The following is a 22292-nucleotide window of genomic DNA, read 5'->3' as shown; positions in this document are numbered from 1 at the left end:
CCATGAGCGACAGGCCGCGACTGGTTGCCGTGCTCGATGTGGGCAAGACCAACGTCAAGCTGGTGGTGCATGACCTCGACGCCGGCGCGGACCTGTTCGTCCGCGCACGGCCCAACGCGGTCGTCCAGGCGGCGCCCTATCCGCATTATGATACCGAGGGCATCTGGGCCTTCTTTCTGGAGGCGCTGGCGGAAGCCGGCCGTCAGCATCGGATCGATGCCATCTCGGTGACGACGCATGGCGCGTCGCTCGCATTGATGGCGGGCGACCGCCTGGCGATGCCGGTGCTCGACTATGAGTTCCTGGGGCCGGATGGCCTTGCCGCTGAATATGCGTCCGTGCGCCCGCCCTTTGCGGAGAGTTTCGCGCCGCGCCTGCCCGGCGGGCTCAATGCGGGAGCGCAACTCTTCTGGCAGCAGCGGACCTTTCCGGAGAGCTTTGCCACAGTCACCGACGTATTGCCCTATCCGCAATACTGGGCCTATCGGCTCTCGGGCCGCAAGGCATCCGAGGCAACGTCGCTGGGCTGCCATACGGATCTGTGGGCGCCGCGCGAGGGGCGCCTGTCGACCATGGTGGCGCGTCTCGGCTGGACGGGGCTCTTCCCCGAACTCCGGTCCGCCTTCGACGTGCTGGGACCCATCACGCCGGCAGTGGCGGCGGCGACGGGATTGCCCGGGGATACGCCGGTTCATTGCGGCCTTCACGATTCCAATGCCTCGCTGCTGCCGCATCTGCTGATGCGCCCGGCGCCCTTTGCGGTGCTGTCGACGGGGACCTGGGTGATCGCCTTTGCCGTGGGCGGGACGCTCGACGGGCTTGATCCCGGTTGCGACGGTCTGTCCAACGTGGACGCCTTCGGCCGTGCCGTTCCCTCGGCGCGGTTCATGGGCGGGCGCGAGTTCGAGCTCCTGACGGAAGGGGTGAAGGCACCCCCGACGACAGAGGATATTAGATCCGTGTTGCGCTCGAAGGCCATGGTGCTGCCGACGCTGACGCCGGGTTCCGGCCCCTATGGCGCCCGCAAGGGCGGCTGGACGATCGATCCTGCAGCGCTCACGCCCGGCGAGCGCGTTGCAGCGGTGGATCTCTATCTGGCGCTGGTGGCCCGGCAATGTCTGGCGGTGGCCGGCGCCGACGGTCCGACGGTGATCGAGGGGCCGTTCGGGCGCAACGGGTTGTTCGCAGCCGCGCTGGTGGTGCTGACCGAACGACCGGTGGAGATTGCGCTCGGGACGACGGGCACCTCGACCGGCGCGGCCATGCTGGCCCGCCCCAGGGACCAGATCGTCAAGTTGGAGGCTGTTGCAGCCCCCGAACCGGAGTTCGATCCTGCGCTGCTATACGACTATGCCGAGGACTGGCACAGACGGCTTTAGGGGCTCCCGCCGATCTTGGTAGATCGGCGGGGCCTTGTCCTCAGCTTGCGTAGGGCAGGTGCACCATCATGCCCGAGGCCATGTGATAGAGATGGTGGCAGTGGAACGGCCAGGTGCCGGGGTTGTCGGCGTCGAAGGCGATGGTGACGCTGCGGCCCGGCGGCACAAGGACCGTGTCGCGCACTGCACCACTGATCGGCTTGCCGTCGATGGCGATCACCTGGAAGCGATGGCCGTGCAAGTGCATGGGATGCGCCATCATGCTGCGATTGGCCATGGTGACGGCGACGCGATGGCCTTGGGTGAGCACGATGGCCTCGGCGCCCTGCATGGCCCAGGTGTAGCTCATCATGTCGCCGGCGAGGGTGACGTCATGGCGTGCCGCGATCGGCGCCTGTGGCGGCTGGGTGCGCGCGATCAGCCGGGACTCGACGGAGAGATCGAGGACGGGACCCGCGTCCTCTCCGGCGACGGCCAGGCGGCCGACAGGCGCGCCGGCAGTGGCAAGGATGACACCGGTTCGCTCCACGCCGCCCTCGCGCAGGGCCAGGATCGGGAAGGCGCCGCCCGTAGCGGGTATCTCCAGCAACAGATCGAGGCGCTGGCCCATGGTGACGGGGAAGCGGGCGCCGGACAGCGGCTCGACCGGATAGCCGTCAACGGCGACGAGACTGGCGGCAAGGCTGCCGCAGTCGATGGTGAACTGGGTGGCGGTGGCGCCGTTGATCAGGCGAACGAGGACGCGGCCGCCCTTTTCGACCGTGATCACCTCGGGATCGTCGAGCGTCCTGTCGTTGGCGAGATAGGCGTCATAGCTGATGTCGTTGAGGTCCATGCCGCCGGGCATGGCCTGCTGCATGGCACCGTGATCCATGGACCCCATTTTCATGGACCCCATGCTCTGGGAGCCCATGTCCATACCTCCCATGCCGTCCATTTTCATCCCGCCCATCTGCATGGGGCCATGCGCCATGCCGTGCATGGACTGGCCGCTGCCCTTGGTCAGGCGGGCGAGAAGTTCGGTTGCCGGCGTGAAGGAGAAGTCGTGCAGCAGGACAACGACCTCCTGCCGGTCAGCGGTCAGGTCCTCGGCGGAATGGACGATCAGCGGTGCGGCCAGGAGGTTCTGCTCCTGCAGCGTGTGGGCGTGCATCCAGAAGGTGCCGGGGTGGCTGACGGCAAAGTCGTAGGATCTGGTTTCGCTAGGCGCGAGGGCCGGCAGGGGATTATCCGGCACGCCATCCTGCGGCCAGGGCGGGGTGAGGCCGTGCCAGTGGACGATGGTGGGCTCGTCGAGGCGATTGGCGAGGTCGACGGCAAAGCGTTCGCCGGGGGCGAGCGTGAGGCCGGGACGGCCGGCGTCGTCCGTGAGGCCATAGACGGTGGCGGCCTTGCCGTTGATGTCGAGGGTTCGCGAGGCGACGGTGAGCTTGCGTGCGGTGGCAAAGGCCGGGCGCGACAGCGCCGGCAGGGCGAGGCTGCTCGCGGCGGCGAGCAGGAAATGTCTGCGGTTCATGATGATCTTCCGTTGAGAGTGTGCTTGCTCCCGGTGTGGGGAGGCGATGCAAGGGACGGAAAATCAGACGCGCGGCGGGTCGTCGGGTGGCGCTACGGTCAAGCCGGAGAGGGCGAGGCCGGGCCGAGACTGCAGCAAGGATCCCCCGGCGGTGGACCGCTCGGGATAGGAGAGGGCGAAGGAGGGCCAGGCGGTGCAGACCGGGCAGCAGGCGGTGGCGTGATCATGGCCGACCTTGTCCGCCTTGCCGTGGCAGGGGGCCGAGGCCTTGTGGTGGAGGACGCTGAGTGCTGCCTTGGTGGCGACCGCCGACTGTGCGGCCATATCATGCGTCATGGCCACGGAGGCCGTGATCGGCGTCAGTGCCATGGCAAGAGCGAGAAAGAAGGTCGCAAGCCAGCGCGTCATGATGGAGATGCTAGCTCCAGATCACGGCATCAGCAAGGCGGGATCAGGCGGGCCTTGCCCTTGCGGCGGCAAAACGCCTGATATCGACGGATGCGACGGGATTGACGATGGCCAACTGTTCGGCGGCAAGATCGAGTTCGTCGCCGCCGGCCTTGGCGGTGCGGGCGATGATCTCGAACGTGGTGGCGGCGGCCGACGCGAGGGCGGCTTCCGCCGTAGCGCCCGCGAGCTTGCGGGCGACGAACAGGGCGGCAAACAGATCACCGCTGCCAGAGGTGGCACCTGTGACCAGAAGATTTTCCGCCACCAGGGTGTCGCGCGCGTTGACAAGGGCGGTGGCGATCTTGCCGCGCATCACCGCCGGGGCGGAGGTGACGACGACTTCGGCCGGGCCGAGCACCCGCGCGGCCTCGATGAGCGACGTCATGTCCTCGACGGTGCGGCCGGTCAGCCAGCCGAGTTCGAAACGGTTGGGCGTTGCGAGGTCGGCAATGGGCAGCAGCGTATCGCGCTGGGCGATCGCGACGGGCTCGGGCACATAGAGACTGCCGTTGTCGCCGAGCACGGGATCGCACAGGTGCAGCGCGGCGGGATTGGCGGCCTTGACGGCGGCGACCAGACGGGCGGCGGCCTCGACCTGGGCGGGGGAGGCGAAATAGCCGGTCATGATGGCGCCGACTTCCTTCAGCCACCTGGCACCGGCGAGGTCGCCGGCAAGATCGGCGAAATGGTCGTCGGGGATGTTGTGGCGATGGGCACGGCCGTGGCCGGGATGCCAGGGGAGAAGGACTGTCGGCAGCGTCCACACCCGGTGACCGAGACGCTCCAGCGCGAAGGCGGCGCGGGCACCGACCGAGCCGCGGGCGACGAAGGAGGAGACGACGATGACGGCGGGCAGGGCCATGGCGCTTTCCGGGGTTAGCAGCTTTGCCGGACGGGCGTCCCGATTCATCGGCCTGCCATTGCCTCAGCGGGCTTCCTTATACTGTATAGTTGAGCCTTGTCATCGCGAATCGGTCCATGCGCAGCCCCAAGTCGATCTCCTCCGTCTCCGATCTCTTCCCAACACCCGAAGGCGCCGAGCCGCTTGTCGGGGGCGATGTCGTGCAGGTGGTCACGCCGGTCGCGCTGGATGAAAGCTATTCCTATCGGGTGCCCAGGGGGATGCAGGTGCAGCCGGGCAGCATCGTGCAGGTGCCGCTCGGGCCGCGCAAGGTGGTGGGCGTGGTCACGGGGGAAGCGCCGCAGCTCTCCTCGTCGTCCAACCGTCTCCGGCCGATCGAGGTGGCCTTCGATGTGCCGCCGCTGCCCAGGGCGGAACTGGACTTCATCGACTGGGTGGCGCGCTACACATTGACACCGCGTGGCATGGTGATGCGCATGGCCATCCGCGCGCCTGAAGCGCTGGAGCCGGAACCGCCCTTGCGCGGGCTGGTGCGGCAGGGGCCGGCGCCCGAGCGCCTGACCGATGCCCGGCGGCGGGTGCTGGCACTGCTTGAAGACAATGGGGCCATGGCCTGGACGCGCTCGGGTCTTGCCAACGCTGCGGGTGTCAGCGCGTCGGTGGTGGAAGGTCTAGTGGAGAGCGGGACGCTTGCGGAAGTGGACCTGCCGCCGGGCCGGCCGTTCCGCCCGCCGGAGCCGGGCTTCAATCCCCTGCCGCTCACGGACGAACAGGCGGCGGCGGTGGCGCGCATTCGCGAGGTGGCGCCTGAAGGCGGAGTAACGCTGATCGATGGCGTCACCGGCTCGGGCAAGACGGAAGTGTATCTGGAGGCGGTTGCCGACTGCCTGCGGGTCGGACGGCAGGCGCTGATCCTCGTCCCCGAGATCGCGCTGACCAAGGCCTTTCTCGAACGCTTCTCCGAGCGCTTCGGGGCTTTGCCCGCCGAATGGCATTCCGATGTGTCGCCGCGCATGCGGGCGCGGGCCTGGCGGGCGGTGGCAACCGGCGAAGCGCGCGTGGTGGTGGGGGCACGCTCGGCGCTGTTCCTGCCGTTCCGCGATCTCGGGCTGATCGTGGTCGACGAGGAACATGACGGCGCCTACAAGCAGGAAGAATGGGCTAATTACCATGCGCGCGACATGGCGGTGGTGCGCGGGCATCTCGAGAAGATCCCGGTGATCCTCGCGTCGGCGACGCCGTCGCTGGAAAGCCGGGTCAATGTGGAGCGCGGCCGCTATCGGCATCTCGTGCTGACCCAGCGCGCCACCGGACGCGATTTGCCGCAGCTCCACGTGATCGACATGCGCAAGGCGGGGCCCCCGCGTGGTCGCTTCCTGGCGCCGGGGTTGCTGGCGGCCATTGCGCAGACGACCGAGCGTGGCGAACAGGCCATGCTGTTTCTCAACCGGCGCGGCTATGCGCCGCTGACGCTGTGCCGGTCCTGCGGCTTTCGCTTCCAGTGTCCGGAATGTTCGGCCTGGCTGGTGGAGCATCGGTTCCGCGGCCGTCTGGTGTGCCACCATTGCGGCCATACGGCGCCGCGCCCGGAAGCCTGTCCGTCCTGCGGGACGTTTGACAGCCTCACCGCCTGCGGACCGGGTGTGGAGCGCATTGCCGAGGAGCTCCAGACGCTCCTGCCCGAGCGGCGGACCGTGGTGCTGTCGTCGGACACCGGCGGCGGCATCCAGCGGCTCAAGGCCGAGTTCGAGGCGGTGGCGCGCGGCGAATGCGACATCGTCGTGGGCACGCAGATGGTGGCCAAGGGACACAACTTCCCCAAGCTGACCCTGGTGGGCGTGGTGGATGCCGATCTCGGTCTGTCGCAGGGCGACCTCAGGGCGGCCGAGCGAACCTTCCAGCTGCTGGCGCAGGTGACCGGCCGCGCCGGCCGTGTGATGGGCAAGGGGATCGGCATCCTGCAGACCTATAATCCCGATACGCCGGTGATCGGTGCCTTGGTGTCGGGCGACCCCGAGCGCTTCTATGCCACCGAGCTCAGGGAGCGCGAGGCAGCCCGCATGCCCCCCTTCGGACGGCTGGCGGCGGTGATCGTGTCGGGGCCCGACCGGGCACGGGCCGAGGATCATGCGCGTGCGCTGGCGCAGGCGGCGCCCCACGATGCCGCCATTGAAGTGCTCGGGCCGGCGGAAGCGGCGATCGCCGTCGTCAGGGGGCGGCACCGCTTTAGACTTTTGGTGCATACGGGGCGGGAAACCGACCTTTCGGCCTATATGCGATCCTGGATTGCTGCGGCGCCGAAGCCAACAGGAGGGGTTGAAGTTTACGTGGATATAGACCCCCAAAGCTTCCTCTAAAACGATCAAGTGCCTCGCTATGGTCCTACTTACGGAGGATCCCGCAAGCGCGGCCTCAAGACGTCCCTCACCGGCATCTGCAAATCTGCCTATTCGGAGCCTTTTCTTGAATCGAGCGAATGAGTTGCGCAGTCCGGAAGCTTATGCTAGACGGGGCGAAATTCGCGGTGGGGGTACAGGATGGGCCCTCGCTATTTCATTGAAATTCACGAGTTGATTCAAAGAGTTCAACAGAATTGGACTTTTGGGGCGGCTTGTGCCGAGAGGGGGTTCCCTTCGTGAGCGATACGGAAACGGTCGTCTTTGGCGTCGCAGAGAGATATGCGACGGCTCTGTTCGAATTGGCGAAAGAGGCCGACCAGCTTGATGCTGTCGCTGCCGATCTCGACCGCTTCGATGCCTTCCTCGCGGAGAGCGCCGATCTCAAGCGTCTGATCCGCTCGCAGGTCTTCTCCACGGAAGAGCAGCTCCGCGCAATCACCGCTCTGCTCGACAAGTCCGGCATTGGCGGGCTCGTCGGCAATTTCATCAAGCTCGTGGCTCGCAACCGTCGTCTCTTCGTGATCGCGGACATGTTCCGCGGCTATCGCGCCCAGTTGGCCGTTCTGCGCGGCGAACTTGGCGCGGACATCGTTTCGGCTGTGCCGCTGTCATCCGCTCAGCTGGAAGACGTCAAGGCCGCGCTGAAGGACGTCACGGGCAAGAACATCCGTGTCAACGCGCGCGTTGATGCCTCCCTGATCGGCGGTCTCGTCGTGAAGGTGGGCTCGCGCATGATCGACACGTCCCTGAAAACTAAACTCGATGCACTCAAGATTGCACTGAAAGAGGTCGGCTGATGGATATCCGCGCCGCGGAAATTTCCGCAATCCTTAAGGAGCAGATCAAGAACTTCGGCCAGAACGCCGAGGTCTCTGAAGTCGGCCAGGTTCTGTCCGTTGGTGACGGCATTGCCCGTGTCTTCGGTCTCGACAACGTCCAGGCGGGCGAGATGGTCGAGTTCCCCGGTGGCATCCGCGGCATGGCGCTCAACCTTGAATCCGACAATGTCGGTGTCGTTATCTTCGGTAATGACCGCGACATCAAGGAAGGCGATACCGTCAAGCGCACCGGCGCCATCGTGGACGTTCCCGTGGGCAAGGGCCTGCTCGGCCGCGTCGTGGACGGTCTGGGCAATCCGATCGACGGCAAGGGTCCGATCCAGTACGACAAGCGCGCCCGCGTTGACGTGAAAGCCCCCGGCATCATCCCGCGCAAGTCGGTGCATGAGCCCATGTCGACCGGCATCAAGTCGATCGACGCCATGATCCCGATCGGCCGTGGTCAGCGCGAGCTGGTCATCGGTGACCGCCAGACCGGCAAGACCGCGATCATTCTCGACACCTTCCTGAACCAGAAGCCGCTCAACGAGGGCACGGACGAGGGCCAGAAGCTCTACTGCGTCTACGTCGCCATCGGCCAGAAGCGCTCCACCGTCGCCCAGTTCGTGAAGAAGCTGGAAGACGCCGGTGCCCTGCAGTACTCGATCGTCGTCGCCGCCACCGCGTCGGACCCGGCGCCGATGCAGTTCATTGCGCCCTTCACCGGCTGCGCCATGGGCGAGTTCTTCCGCGACAACGGCATGCATGCCCTGATCGCCTATGACGACCTGTCCAAGCAGGCCGTTGCCTACCGTCAGATGTCGCTGCTGCTGCGTCGTCCGCCGGGACGTGAAGCCTATCCGGGCGACGTGTTCTACCTGCACTCCCGTCTGCTGGAGCGCGCGGCCAAGCTGAACGAGGACAACGGCCTCGGTTCGCTCACCGCCCTGCCGGTCATCGAGACGCAGGCCAACGACGTGTCGGCCTATATCCCGACCAACGTGATCTCGATCACCGACGGCCAGATCTTCCTCGAGACCAACCTGTTCTTCCAGGGCATCCGCCCGGCCGTGAACGTCGGTCTGTCGGTGTCGCGCGTCGGCTCGGCCGCCCAGATCAAGGCGATGAAGCAGGTTGCCGGTACGATCAAGGGCGAGCTCGCCCAGTATCGTGAAATGGCCGCCTTCGCCCAGTTCGGTTCGGACCTCGACGCTGCCACGCAGAAGCTGCTCAACCGCGGCGCCCGCCTCGTCGAGCTGCTGAAGCAGCCGCAGTTCTCCCCGCTCAAGACGCAGGAGCAGGTCGCGGTGATCTTCGCCGGCGTGAACGGCTTCCTCGACCCGCTTCCGGTGGGCAAGGTGCGTGCTTTCGAAGACGGTCTGCTGCGCTTCCTGCGCGAGAAGCATGCCGACATTCTCGACTCCATCTGGGCCGAGAAGCAGATTTCGGATGCGCTCAAGGGCAAGCTGAAGGACGCCATCACGGCCTTCGCCAAGACCTTCGCCTGATAACGCCGCGTGCGGCGCTGGGGTTTCCTTGCGCCGCGCCTTTGTCACCCTGCGGCCCGTGGTTGACGGGCAGGAGCCGACATGGCCAGCTTGAAAGAACTCAAGAACCGCATCGCTTCCGTGAAGGCGACGCAGAAGATCACCAAGGCGATGCAGATGGTCGCCGCGGCGAAGCTTCGCCGCGCCCAGGAAGCGGCGGAAGCCGCGCGCCCCTATGCCAAGCGCATGAATGCGGTGATCACCAACCTCGCCACCGGCTTTGTCGGTCGCGACGATGCGCCGCTGTTGCTCAAGGGCAATGGCAAGGATCAGGTCCATCTGCTGGTGGTCTGCACTGCCGAGCGCGGTCTGTGCGGTGGTTTCAACTCGCAGATCTCGCGCCTTGCCCGTGAGCATGCCAATGCGCTGCTGGCGGCCGGCAAGGACGTGAAGATCCTCACCGTCGGCAAGAAGGGTGCGGATGCCCTGCGCCGTGAACACGGCGGCCGCATCATCGATCGCATCGAGTTGCGTTCGGTGAAGCAGATCGGCTTCGACATTGCCGTCGGCATCCAGTCGAAGATCATGGCGATGTTTGCGGCCGGTGAGTTCGACGTCTGCACGCTGTTCTATTCGGAATTCAAGTCGGTGATCCAGCAGGTTCCGACCGCCAAGCAGATTGTTCCCGTCAAGGTCTCGGGCCAGGCAGCCGCGCCGGCTGCGGTCTATGACTACGAGCCGGAAGAGGCGGAGATCCTGGAGACCTTGCTGCCGCGCTCGATTGCGACACAGCTGTTCTCTGCGCTGCTTGAGAATGCGGCGGGCGAAATGGGCGCCAAGATGGCGGCCATGGACAACGCCACGCGCAATGCCGGCGACATGATCAACAAGCTGTCGATCACCTACAACCGCAATCGTCAGGCTCAGATCACCAAAGAGCTGATTGAAATCATTTCGGGCGCCGAGGCGCTCTGACCCCACTTCGAGATCAAGGACGAATTACGATGGCTTCCCAGATCGGACGCATCACCCAGGTCATCGGCGCTGTCGTCGACGTGAAGTTCGACGAGCATCTGCCGGCCATTCTGAACGCGCTGGAGACCACCAACAACGGTGCGCGCCTCGTGCTCGAAGTTGCCCAGCATCTCGGTGAGAACACCGTGCGCACCATCGCCATGGACACCACCGAAGGTCTGGTCCGTGGCCAGGAGGTGCGTGACACCGGTTCGGCCATCTCCGTTCCCGTGGGCGAAGGCACGCTCGGCCGCATCATGAACGTCATCGGCGACCCGGTGGACCAGGTCGGCCCGATCCTGTTCGAAACCACCCGCGCCATCCACCAGGAAGCCCCTGACTACGTCGATCAGTCGACCGAAGCCGAGATCCTCGTGACCGGCATCAAGGTCGTCGACCTCCTGGCTCCCTATGCCAAGGGCGGCAAGATCGGCCTGTTCGGCGGCGCCGGCGTGGGCAAGACCGTTCTGATCATGGAACTGATCAACAACGTCGCCAAGGCGCACGGCGGTTACTCGGTGTTCGCCGGCGTTGGCGAACGCACCCGTGAGGGCAACGACCTCTATCACGAGATGATCGAGTCGGGCGTGAACAAGGACCCGCATGAGAATGGCGGTTCGACCGCCGGTTCCAAGTGCGCCCTCGTCTACGGCCAGATGAACGAGCCGCCGGGAGCCCGCGCCCGCGTCGCCCTGTCGGGTCTGACCGTCGCCGAGCATTTCCGCGACAAGGGCCAGGACGTGCTGTTCTTCGTCGACAACATCTTCCGCTTCACCCAGGCGGGTTCGGAAGTGTCGGCTCTGCTCGGCCGCATCCCCAGCGCCGTGGGTTATCAGCCGACGCTCGCCACCGACATGGGCGCGATGCAGGAACGCATCACCACCACGACCAAGGGTTCGATCACCTCGGTGCAGGCCATCTACGTGCCCGCCGACGACCTGACCGACCCGGCGCCTGCCACGTCGTTCGCCCACCTTGACGCCACGACGGTGCTCAACCGTTCGATCGCCGAAAAGGGCATCTACCCGGCCGTGGATCCGCTGGACTCCACCTCGCGCATGCTGGACGCCGCCATCATCGGCGACGAGCATTACAACACCGCCCGCCAGGTGCAGCAGATCCTGCAGAAATACAAGGCGCTGCAGGACATCATCGCCATCCTCGGCATGGACGAACTGTCCGAAGAGGACAAGCTGACGGTGGCCCGCGCCCGCAAGATCGAGCGCTTCCTGAGCCAGCCCTTCTTCGTGGCCGAAGTGTTCACCGGTTCGCCCGGCAAGCTGGTCGCTCTCGAAGACACCATCAAGGGCTTCAAGGGTCTGTGCGAAGGCAAGTATGACCATCTGCCGGAAGCGGCCTTCTACATGGTCGGCAACATCGAAGAAGCCGTCGAGAAGGCCCAGCGCCTGGCCGCTCAGGCTGCTTGATCCTGACTTTGACGGAGCGGCGGCTCGCCGCCGCTCCGCGATTTCCCGCTAGGCCCGCCGTTCGGTGGGTGGTTGGATACCGGTTCGATCGCTCGTTCGGTTGGAGTTCGGTGTCCGGATGCAATGTGTTTGCTTGTCCTGGGGCCGGATGGTCCCAGCGGTAAGCCCCCTGGGAGCGCCGATCGATGGCTACCTTCAAGTTCGAACTCGTCAGCCCCGAGCGTCTCGTCCTGTCCGCCGACGTGGAACAGGTGGACCTCCCCGGCACGGAAGGCGATTTCGGCGTGCTCGCCGGTCATTCGCCGGTGCTGTCGACGCTGAAGACCGGGATGATCACCGTGAAGTCGGGTGCCGGGACGGACAAGATCTATGTGCGCGGCGGCTTTGCCGACGTGGGCATCAACGGTCTGACGGTGCTGGCGGAGAAGGCGATCAACGCCGCCGATCTGAAGCCGGAAGTGGTGGCGTCCGAGATCAAGCTGGCGGAAGACGACGTGGCTGCGGCCAAGACGCCTGAGGCCAAGGACAAGGCCGTGGCGGCTCTCGAAGTCGTCAAGGCCGTGCTGAGCGCCGCCTGATTTGTCGGTTGAGGCCGTTTGCAAGTTGCGGACCCCGAGGCGAAAGCTTCGGGGTTTTTTGTTGTCCGCTCGGCCGGGGCGGCGCCTAACCCACGACCTTGGGCAGACGCAGATTGGCGATCAGCGGCAGATGGTCGGAGCCGATGTCGGGGCCGACCTCGAAGCGCTTAACCTCGATGCTTGGTGAGACCAGGATGTGGTCAACCGGGGCGCCGAAAAAGGTCGGGGCATCCAGTTCGCGGAAGAAGCGGGTGGTCGCGGGCCAGTGTGTGCCCGAGGCATCGACCAGGCCGGTCTCGGCGACAAAGCGCTTGAAGAAGGGCGACCAGACGGGGGTGTTGAAATCGCCCATGCAGATGATCGGCACGCCCGGCGGCTCCGCGGCAATGGCCTTGCCCAAGGCTTCAAGATAGACGTTGCGGAAGTCCCACTGGACCTCGGTATGCGGCGAGGCCGGATGCACCACGTAGACGATTACCGCAGGACGGGCGGAAGCGGCGGCACTCGGAGGGGCGAGCGCCAGGCGCAAGGCCTGTCCGCCCCAAACCCCGAACGGGGCAGGACCGGTGCCTCCGACCCGCGTGGCCGTCAGGATCTGCCAGCCGGTCCACGCGGTGACCTCCGGGTTGCGGCCCAGGAGGCTGTCGGCGGGGGTTGACGGGAAATGCGACCTGATGGCTGCGAACTTGGCAAGTTCCGACGCGTTGACTTCCTGCTGGCCGAGGACATCAATGCCTGAACCGGTGCTCCAGTTGACGAGCGAGGTATAGTCGTAGCGGTTTGCCAGCACATTGCTTGTGGCGACCGTCAGTTCGGGGCCGTTGGCAGTCGCTGCGGCCTGCGGTGCTGGCGCGAGAAGCGGCCAGCCGTTTGCGAGCGCGAGCCCCAGCGCCACAAGGATGCGCAGGCGGCGTGGCTCGGACAGCGCGGCGATCAACGCGACAAGGCTTGCGTAGAACATCAAGGGCATGAAGAAGGCGATCATGTCGCCAATGCGCAAGTTTTCGGCATTGAGCCAGGCGAGCGTGCCCAGGCTCAACAGGCCCAAGAGCGGATCCAGCGGCGCCCAGGCGGTCAGCCTGCGGACGATCTGCAAGACGCGCAACAGGCCGTTTGCTGGTCGTGCGGTGCCTGCTACGAGTTCGCTGTCGGCCATACGCTGTTATCCTTCCTGCCTGATCTTCAGCCGGTGCGGCCACCATCGCATAATTGTTGCACTGCAATGACGAGTTTTTGTGACCGAAATGTAGCGGTTTGAGCTTGCGGCCCGGTTACTTGGCAACTTGGTTAGGAGAGCCTGAAAAAGGCGGCTTTCGGCGGCTGATCGGGCGCTTTTCATGGGGGGTGTCAATGTGCCGGTGCTCTTCCTGCATGCGCTGCCGTCCGTCGCCGCTGCCTCCAGTCCCTGGGGGCGTTGCAACATCCGTGCCTTGCGATGGATCGCGGGCAGTTCTTGACAGGCGCGCGGTCGTGTCTGCATATGGCGCCATGACCACGCGCGTGACCTTTGCTGTTTCCTATTATCGGACCAACCCATAGGGCTGGCCGATTGCGCATGTTCGTCTTTCCGCCGCCCGCTGAGGCGGCTTTCTTGTTTCAGGGCCGCCCTCGCCAGACATGATGAGGTTTGCCTTGGACCAGATGACCGAACCCAGCCGTCTTTCGCGCCCGCGTCGGGCCCCTCGCGATGCGGTTGACCCAACCGAGATCGTGGTGATCGGTCTCGGCGCCTTCGGGCGCTTTGTAGCAGGCCATCTTGCCAAGCAGTTCGTCTGTCGTGGCTTTGACCGGGTCGAAGGCGATGAGGTGGCAACCGCGCTCTCCAGCTGCGACGTGGTGGTTCTGGCGGTGCCCTTCGCTGCCTTGCGCGAGACGGCGGCTCTTGCCGGGCCCTGGCTGAAGCCGGGGGCGGTGGTGGTTGACGTCTGCTCGATCAAGGAGCGACCGCTGGCCGTGCTCACGGCAACGCTGCCGCCGTCAGCGGAGATTGTCGGGACGCATCCGCTGTTCGGGCCGCAGAGTGGCCGCGACGGGCTTGACGGCCTGAAGCTGGTGATCTGCACCCCGCCCACGGCGATGAGCTGCCGGCTTGCCGCGGCCATGCGACGGCTGTTCGGGCTGCGGATCGTGTGGACGGACGCGGCGGAGCATGATCGGCAGATGGCGCATGTCCAGGGGCTGTCGCATCTGATCGCCCGGGCGCTCAAGGCGATGGAGCTGCCGGACTTTGCCTTTGCCACAGAGAGCTATCGGCATCTGCTGCGCATGCGCGACATGCTGGCCGGTGACAGTCTGGCGCTGTTTCGCACCATCACGGAGGAGAATGCTGCCGCAGGTCCGGTGATCGCCCGCTTTCGCAGCGAGATCGACCGGTTGACGGCAGAATCGGAGCCGCGCTGAGCGGCTGCGATCAAGCCTTGCCTTGATGCACGCGGCGACGTGTGGTCATCCCGTTCGCCGGGCGGGTACGTGGCGGCTCGCGCGGGCGGAGACATCGAGATCGGCGGCAATGGCCGGCTCCAGCGGCAGCGGATCATTGCCCGGCGGGTGGAATGCCACGTCGGGTGGCCGTTTGCTCGGGGGGCGTGGCCCCTGATCGCGACTGGCTTCGTCGGCGCGCGCCAAGGTGCCGATGGCACCGTCGTCGGCGATGCGGGCGAGCAGGCCGGTCAGGTTGTCGATGCGGTCGGCGATGACGTGGATGACGCCGCTTTCGCTCTGCATGCGGCCGGTGACGGCGACGAGACGGGAGCCGAGGACGACGGCGCGAAAGGCCTCGAAGACCTTGGGCCAGACGATGATGTTGGCAATGCCGCTCTCGTCCTCGATGGTGAGGAAGATGGTGCCCTTGGCGGTGCCGGGGCGCTGGCGGACGATGACGAGGCCTGCGACCGTTACCCGCCGGCCGTCGCGTGTCTGGCGGAGATCGTCGCAGAGGATGGCCTTGTGGCTGGCGAGGTCCTGACGCAGGAAGCTGAGCGGATGGGCGCGCAGCGAGAGGCGCAGGTGGCGATAGTCCATCACCACCTCTTCGCCCGGCAGCATGGGGGGCAGGTGGATGTCCGGCTCGATCTCGCGCGCGTCGGCGGCGCGGAACAGCGGCAGGTCGTCCTTGTCGCCGGATCGGCGCAGACCACGGACGGCCCACAGCGCCTCGCGGCGTGTGAGGCCGAGGCAGGCAAAGGCGTCGGCGTCGGCGAGCCGCTCGAGCACGGCGGGACTGAGGCCGGTGCGCAGCCAGACGTCGCGTACGCTGTCATAGCCGGCGTCGCGGCGGGTGACCAGACTGGCGGCATCGTCCGATTTGAGCCCCTCGATCTCGCGCAGGCCGAGGCGTAGCGCCTTGCGGGTGCGGATGGCGGTTGCCATGACCCGGTGGCGCGGATGCAGCCGGGCCGAAAGGGAAAAGCCGTCGTCGCTGTCGGCCTCCAGGGTGGAGTCCCAGTGCGAATGGTTGACGTCTGGCGGGCGCACCTCGACGCCATGCTCGCGGGCATCGCGGACGATCTGGGCCGGAGCGTAGAAGCCGAGCGGCTGGGCGTTGAGGAGCGCGGCGGCGAAGATCTCGGGATAATGGCATTTCATCCAGGCGGAGACATAGACCAGCAGGGCGAAGCTTGCGGCGTGGCTTTCGGGAAAGCCATATTCGCCGAATCCCTCGATCTGGCGGAAGCAGTTTTCGGCAAAGGCGCGGTCATAGCCGCGCGCCGCCATGCCATCGATCATCTTGCGCTCGAAGGTGCCGATGGTGCCCATGCGGCGGAAGGTGGCCATGGCGCGCCGGAGCTTGTCGGCCTCCGACGGCGTGAAGCCGGCGGCGACGATGGCGATCTTCATGGCCTGCTCCTGGAAGAGAGGTACGCCCAGTGTCTTGCCGAGCACGCGGGCGAGTTCGTCCTTCGGGCCGAATTCCGGTGCGGGCGAGGGGAAGAGGACCGGCTCCAGCCCTTGCCGGCGCCTGAGATAGGGGTGGACCATGTTGCCCTGGATCGGCCCCGGGCGGACGATGGCCACCTCGATGACGAGGTCGTAGAAGCTGGCCGGTTTCAGGCGCGGCAGCATGCTCATCTGGGCCCGGCTCTCGATCTGGAACACGCCCAGCGTGTCGGCGCGCTGGATCATGCCGTAGACGGCGGCCTCCTCCGGCGGCACGCTGGCGATGGTCAGGCGCTCGCCATAATGCTGTTCCAAGAGGGCAAAGCCCTTGGCGAGCGCGGTGAGCATGCCGAGCGCCAGAATGTCCACCTTGAGGATGCCGAGGGCGTCGAGATCATCCTTGTCCCATTCGACGAAGGTGCGGTTGTCCATGGCGGCGTTGCCGATGGGCACCGTCTCGTCGAGCCGGCCGGCGGTCAGCACGAAGCCGCCCACATGCTGGGTGAGATGGCGGGGAAAGCCCGAAAGTTCGCGCGTCAGCGCCAGCACCTTGGCAAGGCGCGGTTCGTCCGGATCGAAGCCGGTGCGGCGGGCGTCGTCTTCCTTGAGGCCCTTGGAGGGCGAGCCCCAGACCGAACCGGCCAGCGCGCCGACCGCGTCGTCGGAGAGGGCGAAGGCCTTGCCCACCTCGCGGATGGCGCTGCGGCCGCGATAGGTGATGACGGCGGCGGCGAGACCGGCCCGCTCGCGGCCATAGCGCTCGTAGACATATTGGATGACCTCTTCGCGCCGCTCGTGCTCGAAATCGACGTCGATGTCGGGTGGCTCCTTGCGTTCGGGCGAGATGAAGCGTTCGAACAGGAGATCGGCGCGGGCGGGGTCCACCTCGGTAATGCCGAGGCAGAAGCAGACGGCCGAGTTGGCGGCGGAGCCGCGGCCCTGGCAGAGGATGCCGACGCTGCGGGCATGGCGCACGATGTCGTAGACGGTAAGGAAATAGGGCTCGTATTCGAGTTCGGCGATGATGGCGAGTTCATGGGCGATGGCCTGCCGCACCGAGGCCGGCGCGCCGTCGGGATAGCGGCGGCGCATCCCGTCCTCGGTCAGCCTGCGCAAGGCGTCGGCGGGGCTGTCGAAGCCCTCGAAGGCTTCGCGCGGATATTCATAGCGCAGCTGGTCGAGCGAGAAGTCGATGCGCTCCATGAAGCGCAGCGTCTCGGCGATGGCTCCGGGCCGATCGGCGAACAGGCGAGCCATTTCCTGCGGTGCCTTCAGATGGCGCTCGGCATTGGCGAGAAGGCGGAAGCCGGCATCCTCCAGCCGCACGTGTTCGCGAATGGCGGTGAGCACATCCTGCAAGGCCCGTCGTTCGGGGGCGTGGTAGAGCGGATTGCCGATGGCGATCAGGGGGATGTGGCCGGCGTCCGCCAGGGCGCCCAGCCGGGCGAGGCGACGGCGGTCCTGTCCGCCGCGCGGCATGTCGGCGCCGAGCCAGAGCTGGTCGGGCAGGTGCTGCGCCAGCGGCCGGAGCTGGCGCTCGAACGGCGTGATCTGGCCGCAGGGCGGCAGGGCGATGAGCTGCAGACCTTCGGAAAAGGCAAGAAGATCAGAGAGTTCGAGGTGACAGTCGCCCTTGGCGGCGCGCAGGTTGCCGGTGGTCAGCAGGCGGCAGAGCCGGCCATAGGCGGCCCGGTCCCGCGGATAGGCCAGCAGGTCGGGTGTCGCGTCGGCGAAGACGAGACGGGCGCCGACGGCATAGGGCAGCTTCATCTCCTTGGCGGCCACATGGCCGCGGACCACGCCGGCGAGTGTGTTGCGATCGGCAAGGCCGAGGCCGGCATAGCCGAGTGCGGTGGCGGTCGCCACCAGTTCCTGCGGGTGGGAGGCGCCGGTGAGGAAGGAGTAATTGCTGGAGGCGGCCAGCTCCACATAGGCGGTCATGCGAAGAGCCCGTGCATATACCAGTGGGGATGCAGGGTCTCGCGGCCATAGAGCCCCTCGCGGAACATCCAGAAGCGGCGTCCCTCGCTGTCCTCGACACGGAAATAGTCGCGGGTCGGCCCCTCCGCCTGCCACCATTCGGCGGCGATGCGCTCGGGCCCTTCGGCGCGCCGCACCGCGTGGTCCATGCGGCGCCAGCGGAAGCGGATGGGCGGCCCGTCCGGCACGGAGGCCATGGTTTCGATGGGTTCGGGCCGGGTCAGCAGGCGGACGGGTCGTTCCGGCGGATCGCCGGATTCGCGCGTGTCCTGCGGCCAGGCGACCGGGTCTGCTGGACTTGCCTGCATGGGGATCAGGACCGCCGCCCGCTCGGGAATGTGGCTCGCCTGCGGCATCAGGCAGGTGATGCGTCCCTGGCCGATGCGGGCCCCGACACGATCGACGAAGCGGGAGAGTTCCTGCACGGGATCATGGCCGTCGAGGCTGAGGCTTTCGGCGTCGCGTCGGACGACTTCCACAATGGCGATGGCAATGCAGTCGAAGCCGAAGCCGGCATCAATGTCGCCGTCCAGCGCGTCGAGGCGGCGGCAGAGAATGTCGTGCATGGCCTCCGCCTCCCGGCTCGGCCAGCTGAGACCGGCCTCCACGTGGCGAACCGCTCCGTCGACGCGGAACAGGCTGAGGCAAAGGCGCAGGGCGCCGGAACCGGCCTCTTCGAGGGCCTGGGCGAGATGGCGCAGCAGCGACATGGCGACGGTGCGGATGTCCTCCTGGCGGATGACGGGTTCGAAGAAGCGCCGTTCGGCCCGGAAGGGGGCGACGGGCAGGCGGGGCGAGAAGCTTTCCCCCGCCCGGCCGAGGGCCTGATCGAGGCGGACAAAGGGCATGGGGCCGAAACGGGCGGTGAGGGGCGCACGCGGAGCGTCGATGATGTCGCCGATCCGCTTCAGTCCGGTGCGGGCGAGACCGTCGACGGTCTGGGCGTCAAGCCTGAGGGCGGCGAGCGGCAGACCGACAAGGGCATCACGCTCCTCTCCTCGGCCGATCAGGCCGCCGCGTCCGTAACGGGCACGGGCATAGGCAGCCCCGATGGTCGAGGCGATGCCAATGCGCAAGGTGAAGCCCTGGCGTTCCAGCCGATGGGCCAGGTCGGAAGCCAGGCCCTCCTCGCCGTCGAACAGATGGGCGCAGCCGGTGATATCGAGCACCAGGGCATATTCCGGGGGCTCGGAATTGGGTTTGTTTATGTTTTGTTCAAGATCGCCATGGATGCCGGCCAGCGGTGTGTAGCGCTGGACCCAGTCGCACAGCGCGGCGAGCAGCATTGCATCGGCTTCCGTATCAGCCTCGCGGGCGTCGATCTGCGGGCAGCTGGCGCGGGCATCGGCCAAGCCGAGGCCGGGCTGAAGGCCGGCGGCGCGCGCGGCGGCATCCACATGCAGGAGCCGCACGGCGCCGCGTTCGCGACTCGTCAAGACCAATGGGGCCTGCGGCGATGCCTGATCAGCGGAAGGCGATGACCGCGCCCGTTTCCTGTCGAGCCGGCGGAGCCGCTCGGTCGCCAGGTCCGGCAGCCAGACGACGAGATAGCGCGCGGCCCTGGTCGGCGGATGCGGGCTCAAAACGTCGGTCATCACAATTCCACTCCATGGACCAGCGCCCGGTCATGCCGCGGCGATTGCGGGTCAGTTCGGCGTCATAGACCGGGGCGCCCGGATGGCCGCCCGCCGGTGTGCGGCTGGGCGCCGCCCGGATGCACCAGCGCGTGGCGACGCTGCCGGGCATTTCCATGCCGCCCGAGCGCAGCAACAGACCGGTGGCACCCGTCTCCCCGGCGATCAGCGCAAGACGGCGCGTGGCGGTGAGGTCGAGCGCCTTGTCGTTGCCCCAGGGCTCGATCAGTACGGCGGCGAAGACGCGGGCCTTCAGGCCCTCCTCGGCGGCGCGCAGCACGTCTTCGGTGTCGGTGGCCAGAACGCTGACAAGGCCGGCGGGGTCGAGCCCCAGGCCGGCAAGGCCGGGGCCATAGGGTTCGCCGGCCTCGCGCCGGGCCATGTCCTGGCGGATCCAGAGCCACAGGGGGCGCCTGCCCGTGGGGCGCGTGCCCAGAAGCCGCGCCGCCATCGACAGGGCAAAGCCGGTGGCGGCGGCGAGATCCGGCGCGCCGGCCGGGACGACGTCATGCAGCGCGCCGCAGGCGATGCCGCCCGTCGCCCTGTCGGCACCGGCGTGGCCAAAGGGCACGGTGCTCCAGGCGTCGGCCTGTCCGACCCCACCGCCGCCTTCCAGGCGGTGAATGGTCTGCCGGAGCATGGCAATCCGTTCCGTGGCTTGGGGAGAAAGCACGGTTGCAACCTCGTGAGTCCGGGGCTTGATTTTGTTTGACTTTCGGACTTGCGCGCTCGTGTGTTTCACACGCAAGCGGCAAGTTTGTTCCTAATATGTTCCATTATAAGGCGGTGCTTTCCAGAGTCAAGCGATTGCACCAGGGACGGTGTCGGGCGTGCGCATCGGCAGTCTCGTCGCGGCCCGTTGGCGGCGCCTCAGAGCAGGCAGATTGCGCCGGTCGCGACCACGATGCAGGCCGTGAGGCGGCCAAGGGTCAGGGTTTCGCCCAGAAACAGCCGGCCGAGCAGGGCGGCGAAGACGACGCTGGTCTCGCGCAAGGCCATGACCGGTCCGGCCGGACCGAGGGCGAGCGCCATGAGAACGGTGCCATAGGAGAAGAGTGCGATCAGGCCGCCAAGCACGGCCTTCCAGGTTTCGCGTGCCTGCCAATCCAGCGTGAAACTGCGGCGTGTCGCGAGAAAGGCCAGCAGCATCATCGAGCCAAAACACACCTGCACCCAGGCGGCATAGCTGCCGTTGGCCGGTGCCTTGCGCACGCCGATGGCGTCGAGCGTGGCGTAGCAGGCGATGATCATGCCGGTGGCAAGTGCCCAGGCGATGGCGGAGGTGCTGGCGCGACCGCGGCCGAAAGCGAGCCCGCCGATGCCGCTGCCGACGAGGGCGATGCCGAGGAGCTGCAGCGGTTCAAGGCTTTGGCCGCTCAGGAGGAATGTGGAGAGCGTGACCCAAAGCGGCACCGTGCCACGCACGATGGGATAGACCTGTCCGAGATCGGCCTGCCGATAGGCGGCCACCAGGAACAGGCTGTAGCCCACCTGCAGGAGGGAGGAGGTGAGGATGAAGGGCCAGGCCTCAGGTGGCGGCAGCGGCACGCAGGCTACCCAGACGGCGGCCATCAGCGTGCCCGAGAGACTCATGACGGTGATGGTCCAGAGGCGGTCGGTACCGGTGCGCAGGAAGGCGTTCCAGCTGGCATGCAGGAGCGCGGCAAGGAGGGCAAGGGCGGCGACCGACGTGGTCATGGCGGGATTCTGTCTGCGCGGAAAGGGATGGCGAGGTGAAAGGCAAGACGGATCAAGAGGCTGCAAGGCCAAGTATTTTCTTCTTATCCGCCTCATCTTTTATCCGCAAGGCAGACCATAACGTGATCGCAGGTCGCGATGAAGCGGGTTGACGCTCCGGATCGATGTCGATAGATGTTACGTTATAACGTTGCAAAAGCGAGGTTCTGATGTTGCGTCGTTTCCTGATCTCCGCTCTCGCCACTCTGGCCCTGTCCAGTGTGTCCCATGCTGCAAGCCCGCTGCCGGTTGTTGCATCCTTCTCGATCCTGGGCGACATGGTCCAGCGCATCGGCGGTGACCGTGTGGCTGTCACCACGCTCGTTGGTCCGGACGGCGATGCCCATGTCTACGAGCCGACGCCCGACGACGTGCGCAACCTGACGGCTGCCAAGCTGCTGGTGGTCAACGGTCTCGGTTTCGAGGGCTGGATGGATCGTCTGGTCGGCAGCGCCGGCTACAAGGGGGCCGTCACCGTGGCCTCGACCGGCGTGGCGCCGCGGACCCTGACCGAGGATGGCGTCGTCGGCGACGATCCGCACGCCTGGCAGTCGCTGGCCAATGGCATGCTCTACGTGCACAATATCGAGGCCGGCCTGATCGCTGCCGATCCCGAAGGCAAGGCGACCTATGAGGCCAATGCCGAGAGCTATGAGGCCGAACTGGCGGCGCTCGAGGGCGACGTGAAGACGGCTGTCGCCGCCATTCCGCCCGAACGGCGCAAGATCATCACCAGCCATGACGCCTTCGGCTATTTCGGTGCGGCCTATGGCCTGCAGTTCATCGCGCCGGAAGGCGTCAGCACCGAGACCGAGGCGACCGCCGCCGACGTGGCGCGCATCATCACCCAGATCAAGGCCGAGGCCATTCCGGCGGTGTTCATGGAAAACATCGCCGATCCGCGTCTCGTGCAGCAGATCGCGGCGGAGACCAATGCCACGATCGGCGGTACGCTCTACTCGGACGCGCTGTCGAAGGCCGACGGTCCGGCTGCCACCTATGTGGCGATGTTCCGCAACAATATCGCGAAGTTGACGGCGGCGCTGGCGCCCAAGTCCTGAGCGGCGGACAGCCGAGCTTCCCCCTCTTCAAGGGCGCGCGGGTTCACAAGACCCGCGCGTCTTCGCATGGGCGC

17 protein-coding genes are annotated in these 22292 nt (G+C 66.6%); 9 read left to right on the top strand and 8 right to left on the bottom strand.

Going from position 1 to position 22292, the window contains the following annotated elements; genetic code table 11:
* Window positions 1-2: 2 nt before the first annotated feature.
* Entirely contained in the window at window positions 3-1379 is a 1377-nt protein-coding gene (locus L2I41_RS07240; protein ID WP_237152860.1) for an FGGY-family carbohydrate kinase, read from the top strand.
* Window positions 1380-1419: 40 nt separating this feature from the next.
* On the opposite strand, the gene L2I41_RS07235 is transcribed toward L2I41_RS07240, so the two are convergent.
* From L2I41_RS07235 to pdxY, 3 genes are all read right to left on the bottom strand, one after another.
* The gene (locus L2I41_RS07235) at window positions 1420-2895 is read right to left on the bottom strand and encodes a multicopper oxidase family protein (RefSeq protein ID WP_237152859.1); all 1476 of its coding nucleotides are present in this window, start codon (window positions 2893-2895) and stop codon (window positions 1420-1422) included.
* 63 nt (window positions 2896-2958) lie between these two features.
* Entirely contained in the window at window positions 2959-3303 is a 345-nt protein-coding gene (locus L2I41_RS07230) for a hypothetical protein (protein WP_237152858.1), read from the bottom strand.
* 43 nt (window positions 3304-3346) lie between these two features.
* Complete coding sequence (gene pdxY, locus L2I41_RS07225) at window positions 3347-4207, bottom strand: pyridoxal kinase (RefSeq protein WP_237152857.1); 861 nt, start codon at window positions 4205-4207, stop codon at window positions 3347-3349.
* Window positions 4208-4323: 116 nt separating this feature from the next.
* Here pdxY and L2I41_RS07220 point away from each other — a divergent pair, with 116 nt between their 5' ends.
* From L2I41_RS07220 to L2I41_RS07195, 6 genes are all read left to right on the top strand, one after another.
* Window positions 4324-6564: a primosomal protein N' gene (locus tag L2I41_RS07220; protein WP_237152856.1), complete on the top strand. Its 2241-nt coding sequence runs from the start codon at window positions 4324-4326 to the stop codon at window positions 6562-6564.
* Between the two features lie 278 nt (window positions 6565-6842).
* Entirely contained in the window at window positions 6843-7403 is a 561-nt protein-coding gene (locus L2I41_RS07215) for a F0F1 ATP synthase subunit delta (protein WP_237152855.1), read from the top strand.
* Window positions 7403-8932: a F0F1 ATP synthase subunit alpha gene (gene atpA, locus L2I41_RS07210; RefSeq protein ID WP_237152854.1), complete on the top strand. Its 1530-nt coding sequence runs from the start codon at window positions 7403-7405 to the stop codon at window positions 8930-8932. The genes L2I41_RS07215 and atpA overlap by 1 nt, the downstream gene beginning before the upstream one ends.
* 81 nt (window positions 8933-9013) lie before the next feature.
* A complete protein-coding gene (locus tag L2I41_RS07205) occupies window positions 9014-9886 on the top strand; it encodes a F0F1 ATP synthase subunit gamma (protein WP_237152853.1) in 873 nt (290 codons plus the stop codon).
* Between the two features lie 29 nt (window positions 9887-9915).
* The gene (atpD, locus tag L2I41_RS07200) at window positions 9916-11352 is read left to right on the top strand and encodes a F0F1 ATP synthase subunit beta (RefSeq protein WP_237152852.1); all 1437 of its coding nucleotides are present in this window, start codon (window positions 9916-9918) and stop codon (window positions 11350-11352) included.
* 185 nt (window positions 11353-11537) lie between these two features.
* Window positions 11538-11930, top strand: a complete 393-nt coding sequence (locus L2I41_RS07195; protein WP_237152851.1) for a F0F1 ATP synthase subunit epsilon — start codon at window positions 11538-11540, stop codon at window positions 11928-11930.
* An 85-nt stretch (window positions 11931-12015) separates the two neighbouring features.
* Here L2I41_RS07195 and L2I41_RS07190 read toward each other — a convergent pair whose 3' ends face one another.
* Window positions 12016-13086 (bottom strand): endonuclease/exonuclease/phosphatase family protein, encoded by a 1071-nt coding sequence (locus L2I41_RS07190; RefSeq protein ID WP_237152850.1) that lies wholly within the window; start codon window positions 13084-13086, stop codon window positions 12016-12018.
* A 485-nt stretch (window positions 13087-13571) separates the two neighbouring features.
* On the opposite strand from L2I41_RS07190, the gene L2I41_RS07185 reads away from it, so the two are divergent.
* Window positions 13572-14330, top strand: coding sequence for a prephenate dehydrogenase/arogenate dehydrogenase family protein (locus L2I41_RS07185; RefSeq protein ID WP_237153005.1), 759 nt, complete (start codon window positions 13572-13574; stop codon window positions 14328-14330).
* Between the two features lie 45 nt (window positions 14331-14375).
* Here the strand turns inward: L2I41_RS07185 and L2I41_RS07180 are convergent, their stop codons facing one another.
* The 4 genes from L2I41_RS07180 to L2I41_RS07165 all read right to left on the bottom strand — a co-directional run bounded on the left by L2I41_RS07180 (window position 14376) and on the right by L2I41_RS07165 (window position 21118).
* Window positions 14376-17747 (bottom strand): error-prone DNA polymerase, encoded by a 3372-nt coding sequence (locus tag L2I41_RS07180; RefSeq protein ID WP_237152849.1) that lies wholly within the window; start codon window positions 17745-17747, stop codon window positions 14376-14378.
* Window positions 17744-19228 carry a Y-family DNA polymerase gene (locus L2I41_RS07175; protein ID WP_237152848.1) on the bottom strand — a complete coding sequence of 495 codons (1485 nt, stop codon included), beginning with the start codon at window positions 19226-19228 and terminating at the stop codon, window positions 17744-17746. Before L2I41_RS07175 ends, L2I41_RS07180 begins: the two co-directional genes overlap by 4 nt.
* A gap of 22 nt (window positions 19229-19250) precedes the next feature.
* Window positions 19251-20093 (bottom strand): ImuA family protein, encoded by an 843-nt coding sequence (locus tag L2I41_RS07170; protein WP_237152847.1) that lies wholly within the window; start codon window positions 20091-20093, stop codon window positions 19251-19253.
* A gap of 197 nt (window positions 20094-20290) precedes the next feature.
* Window positions 20291-21118, bottom strand: coding sequence for an EamA family transporter (locus L2I41_RS07165; RefSeq protein WP_237152846.1), 828 nt, complete (start codon window positions 21116-21118; stop codon window positions 20291-20293).
* A 209-nt stretch (window positions 21119-21327) separates the two neighbouring features.
* Between L2I41_RS07165 and L2I41_RS07160 the strand changes: the two genes are divergently transcribed.
* Window positions 21328-22218 carry a metal ABC transporter substrate-binding protein gene (locus L2I41_RS07160; RefSeq protein ID WP_237152845.1) on the top strand — a complete coding sequence of 297 codons (891 nt, stop codon included), beginning with the start codon at window positions 21328-21330 and terminating at the stop codon, window positions 22216-22218.
* Window positions 22219-22292: the final 74 nt, after the last annotated feature.

Origin of the sequence: Oryzibacter oryziterrae, assembly GCF_021864535.1 — a bacterium.
In the GTDB taxonomy this organism is placed as follows: domain Bacteria; phylum Pseudomonadota; class Alphaproteobacteria; order Rhizobiales; family Pleomorphomonadaceae; genus Pleomorphomonas; species Pleomorphomonas oryziterrae.
The sequence above is the reverse complement of the archived record's forward strand: the minus strand, read 5'-3'. Positions and strand labels throughout refer to the sequence as shown.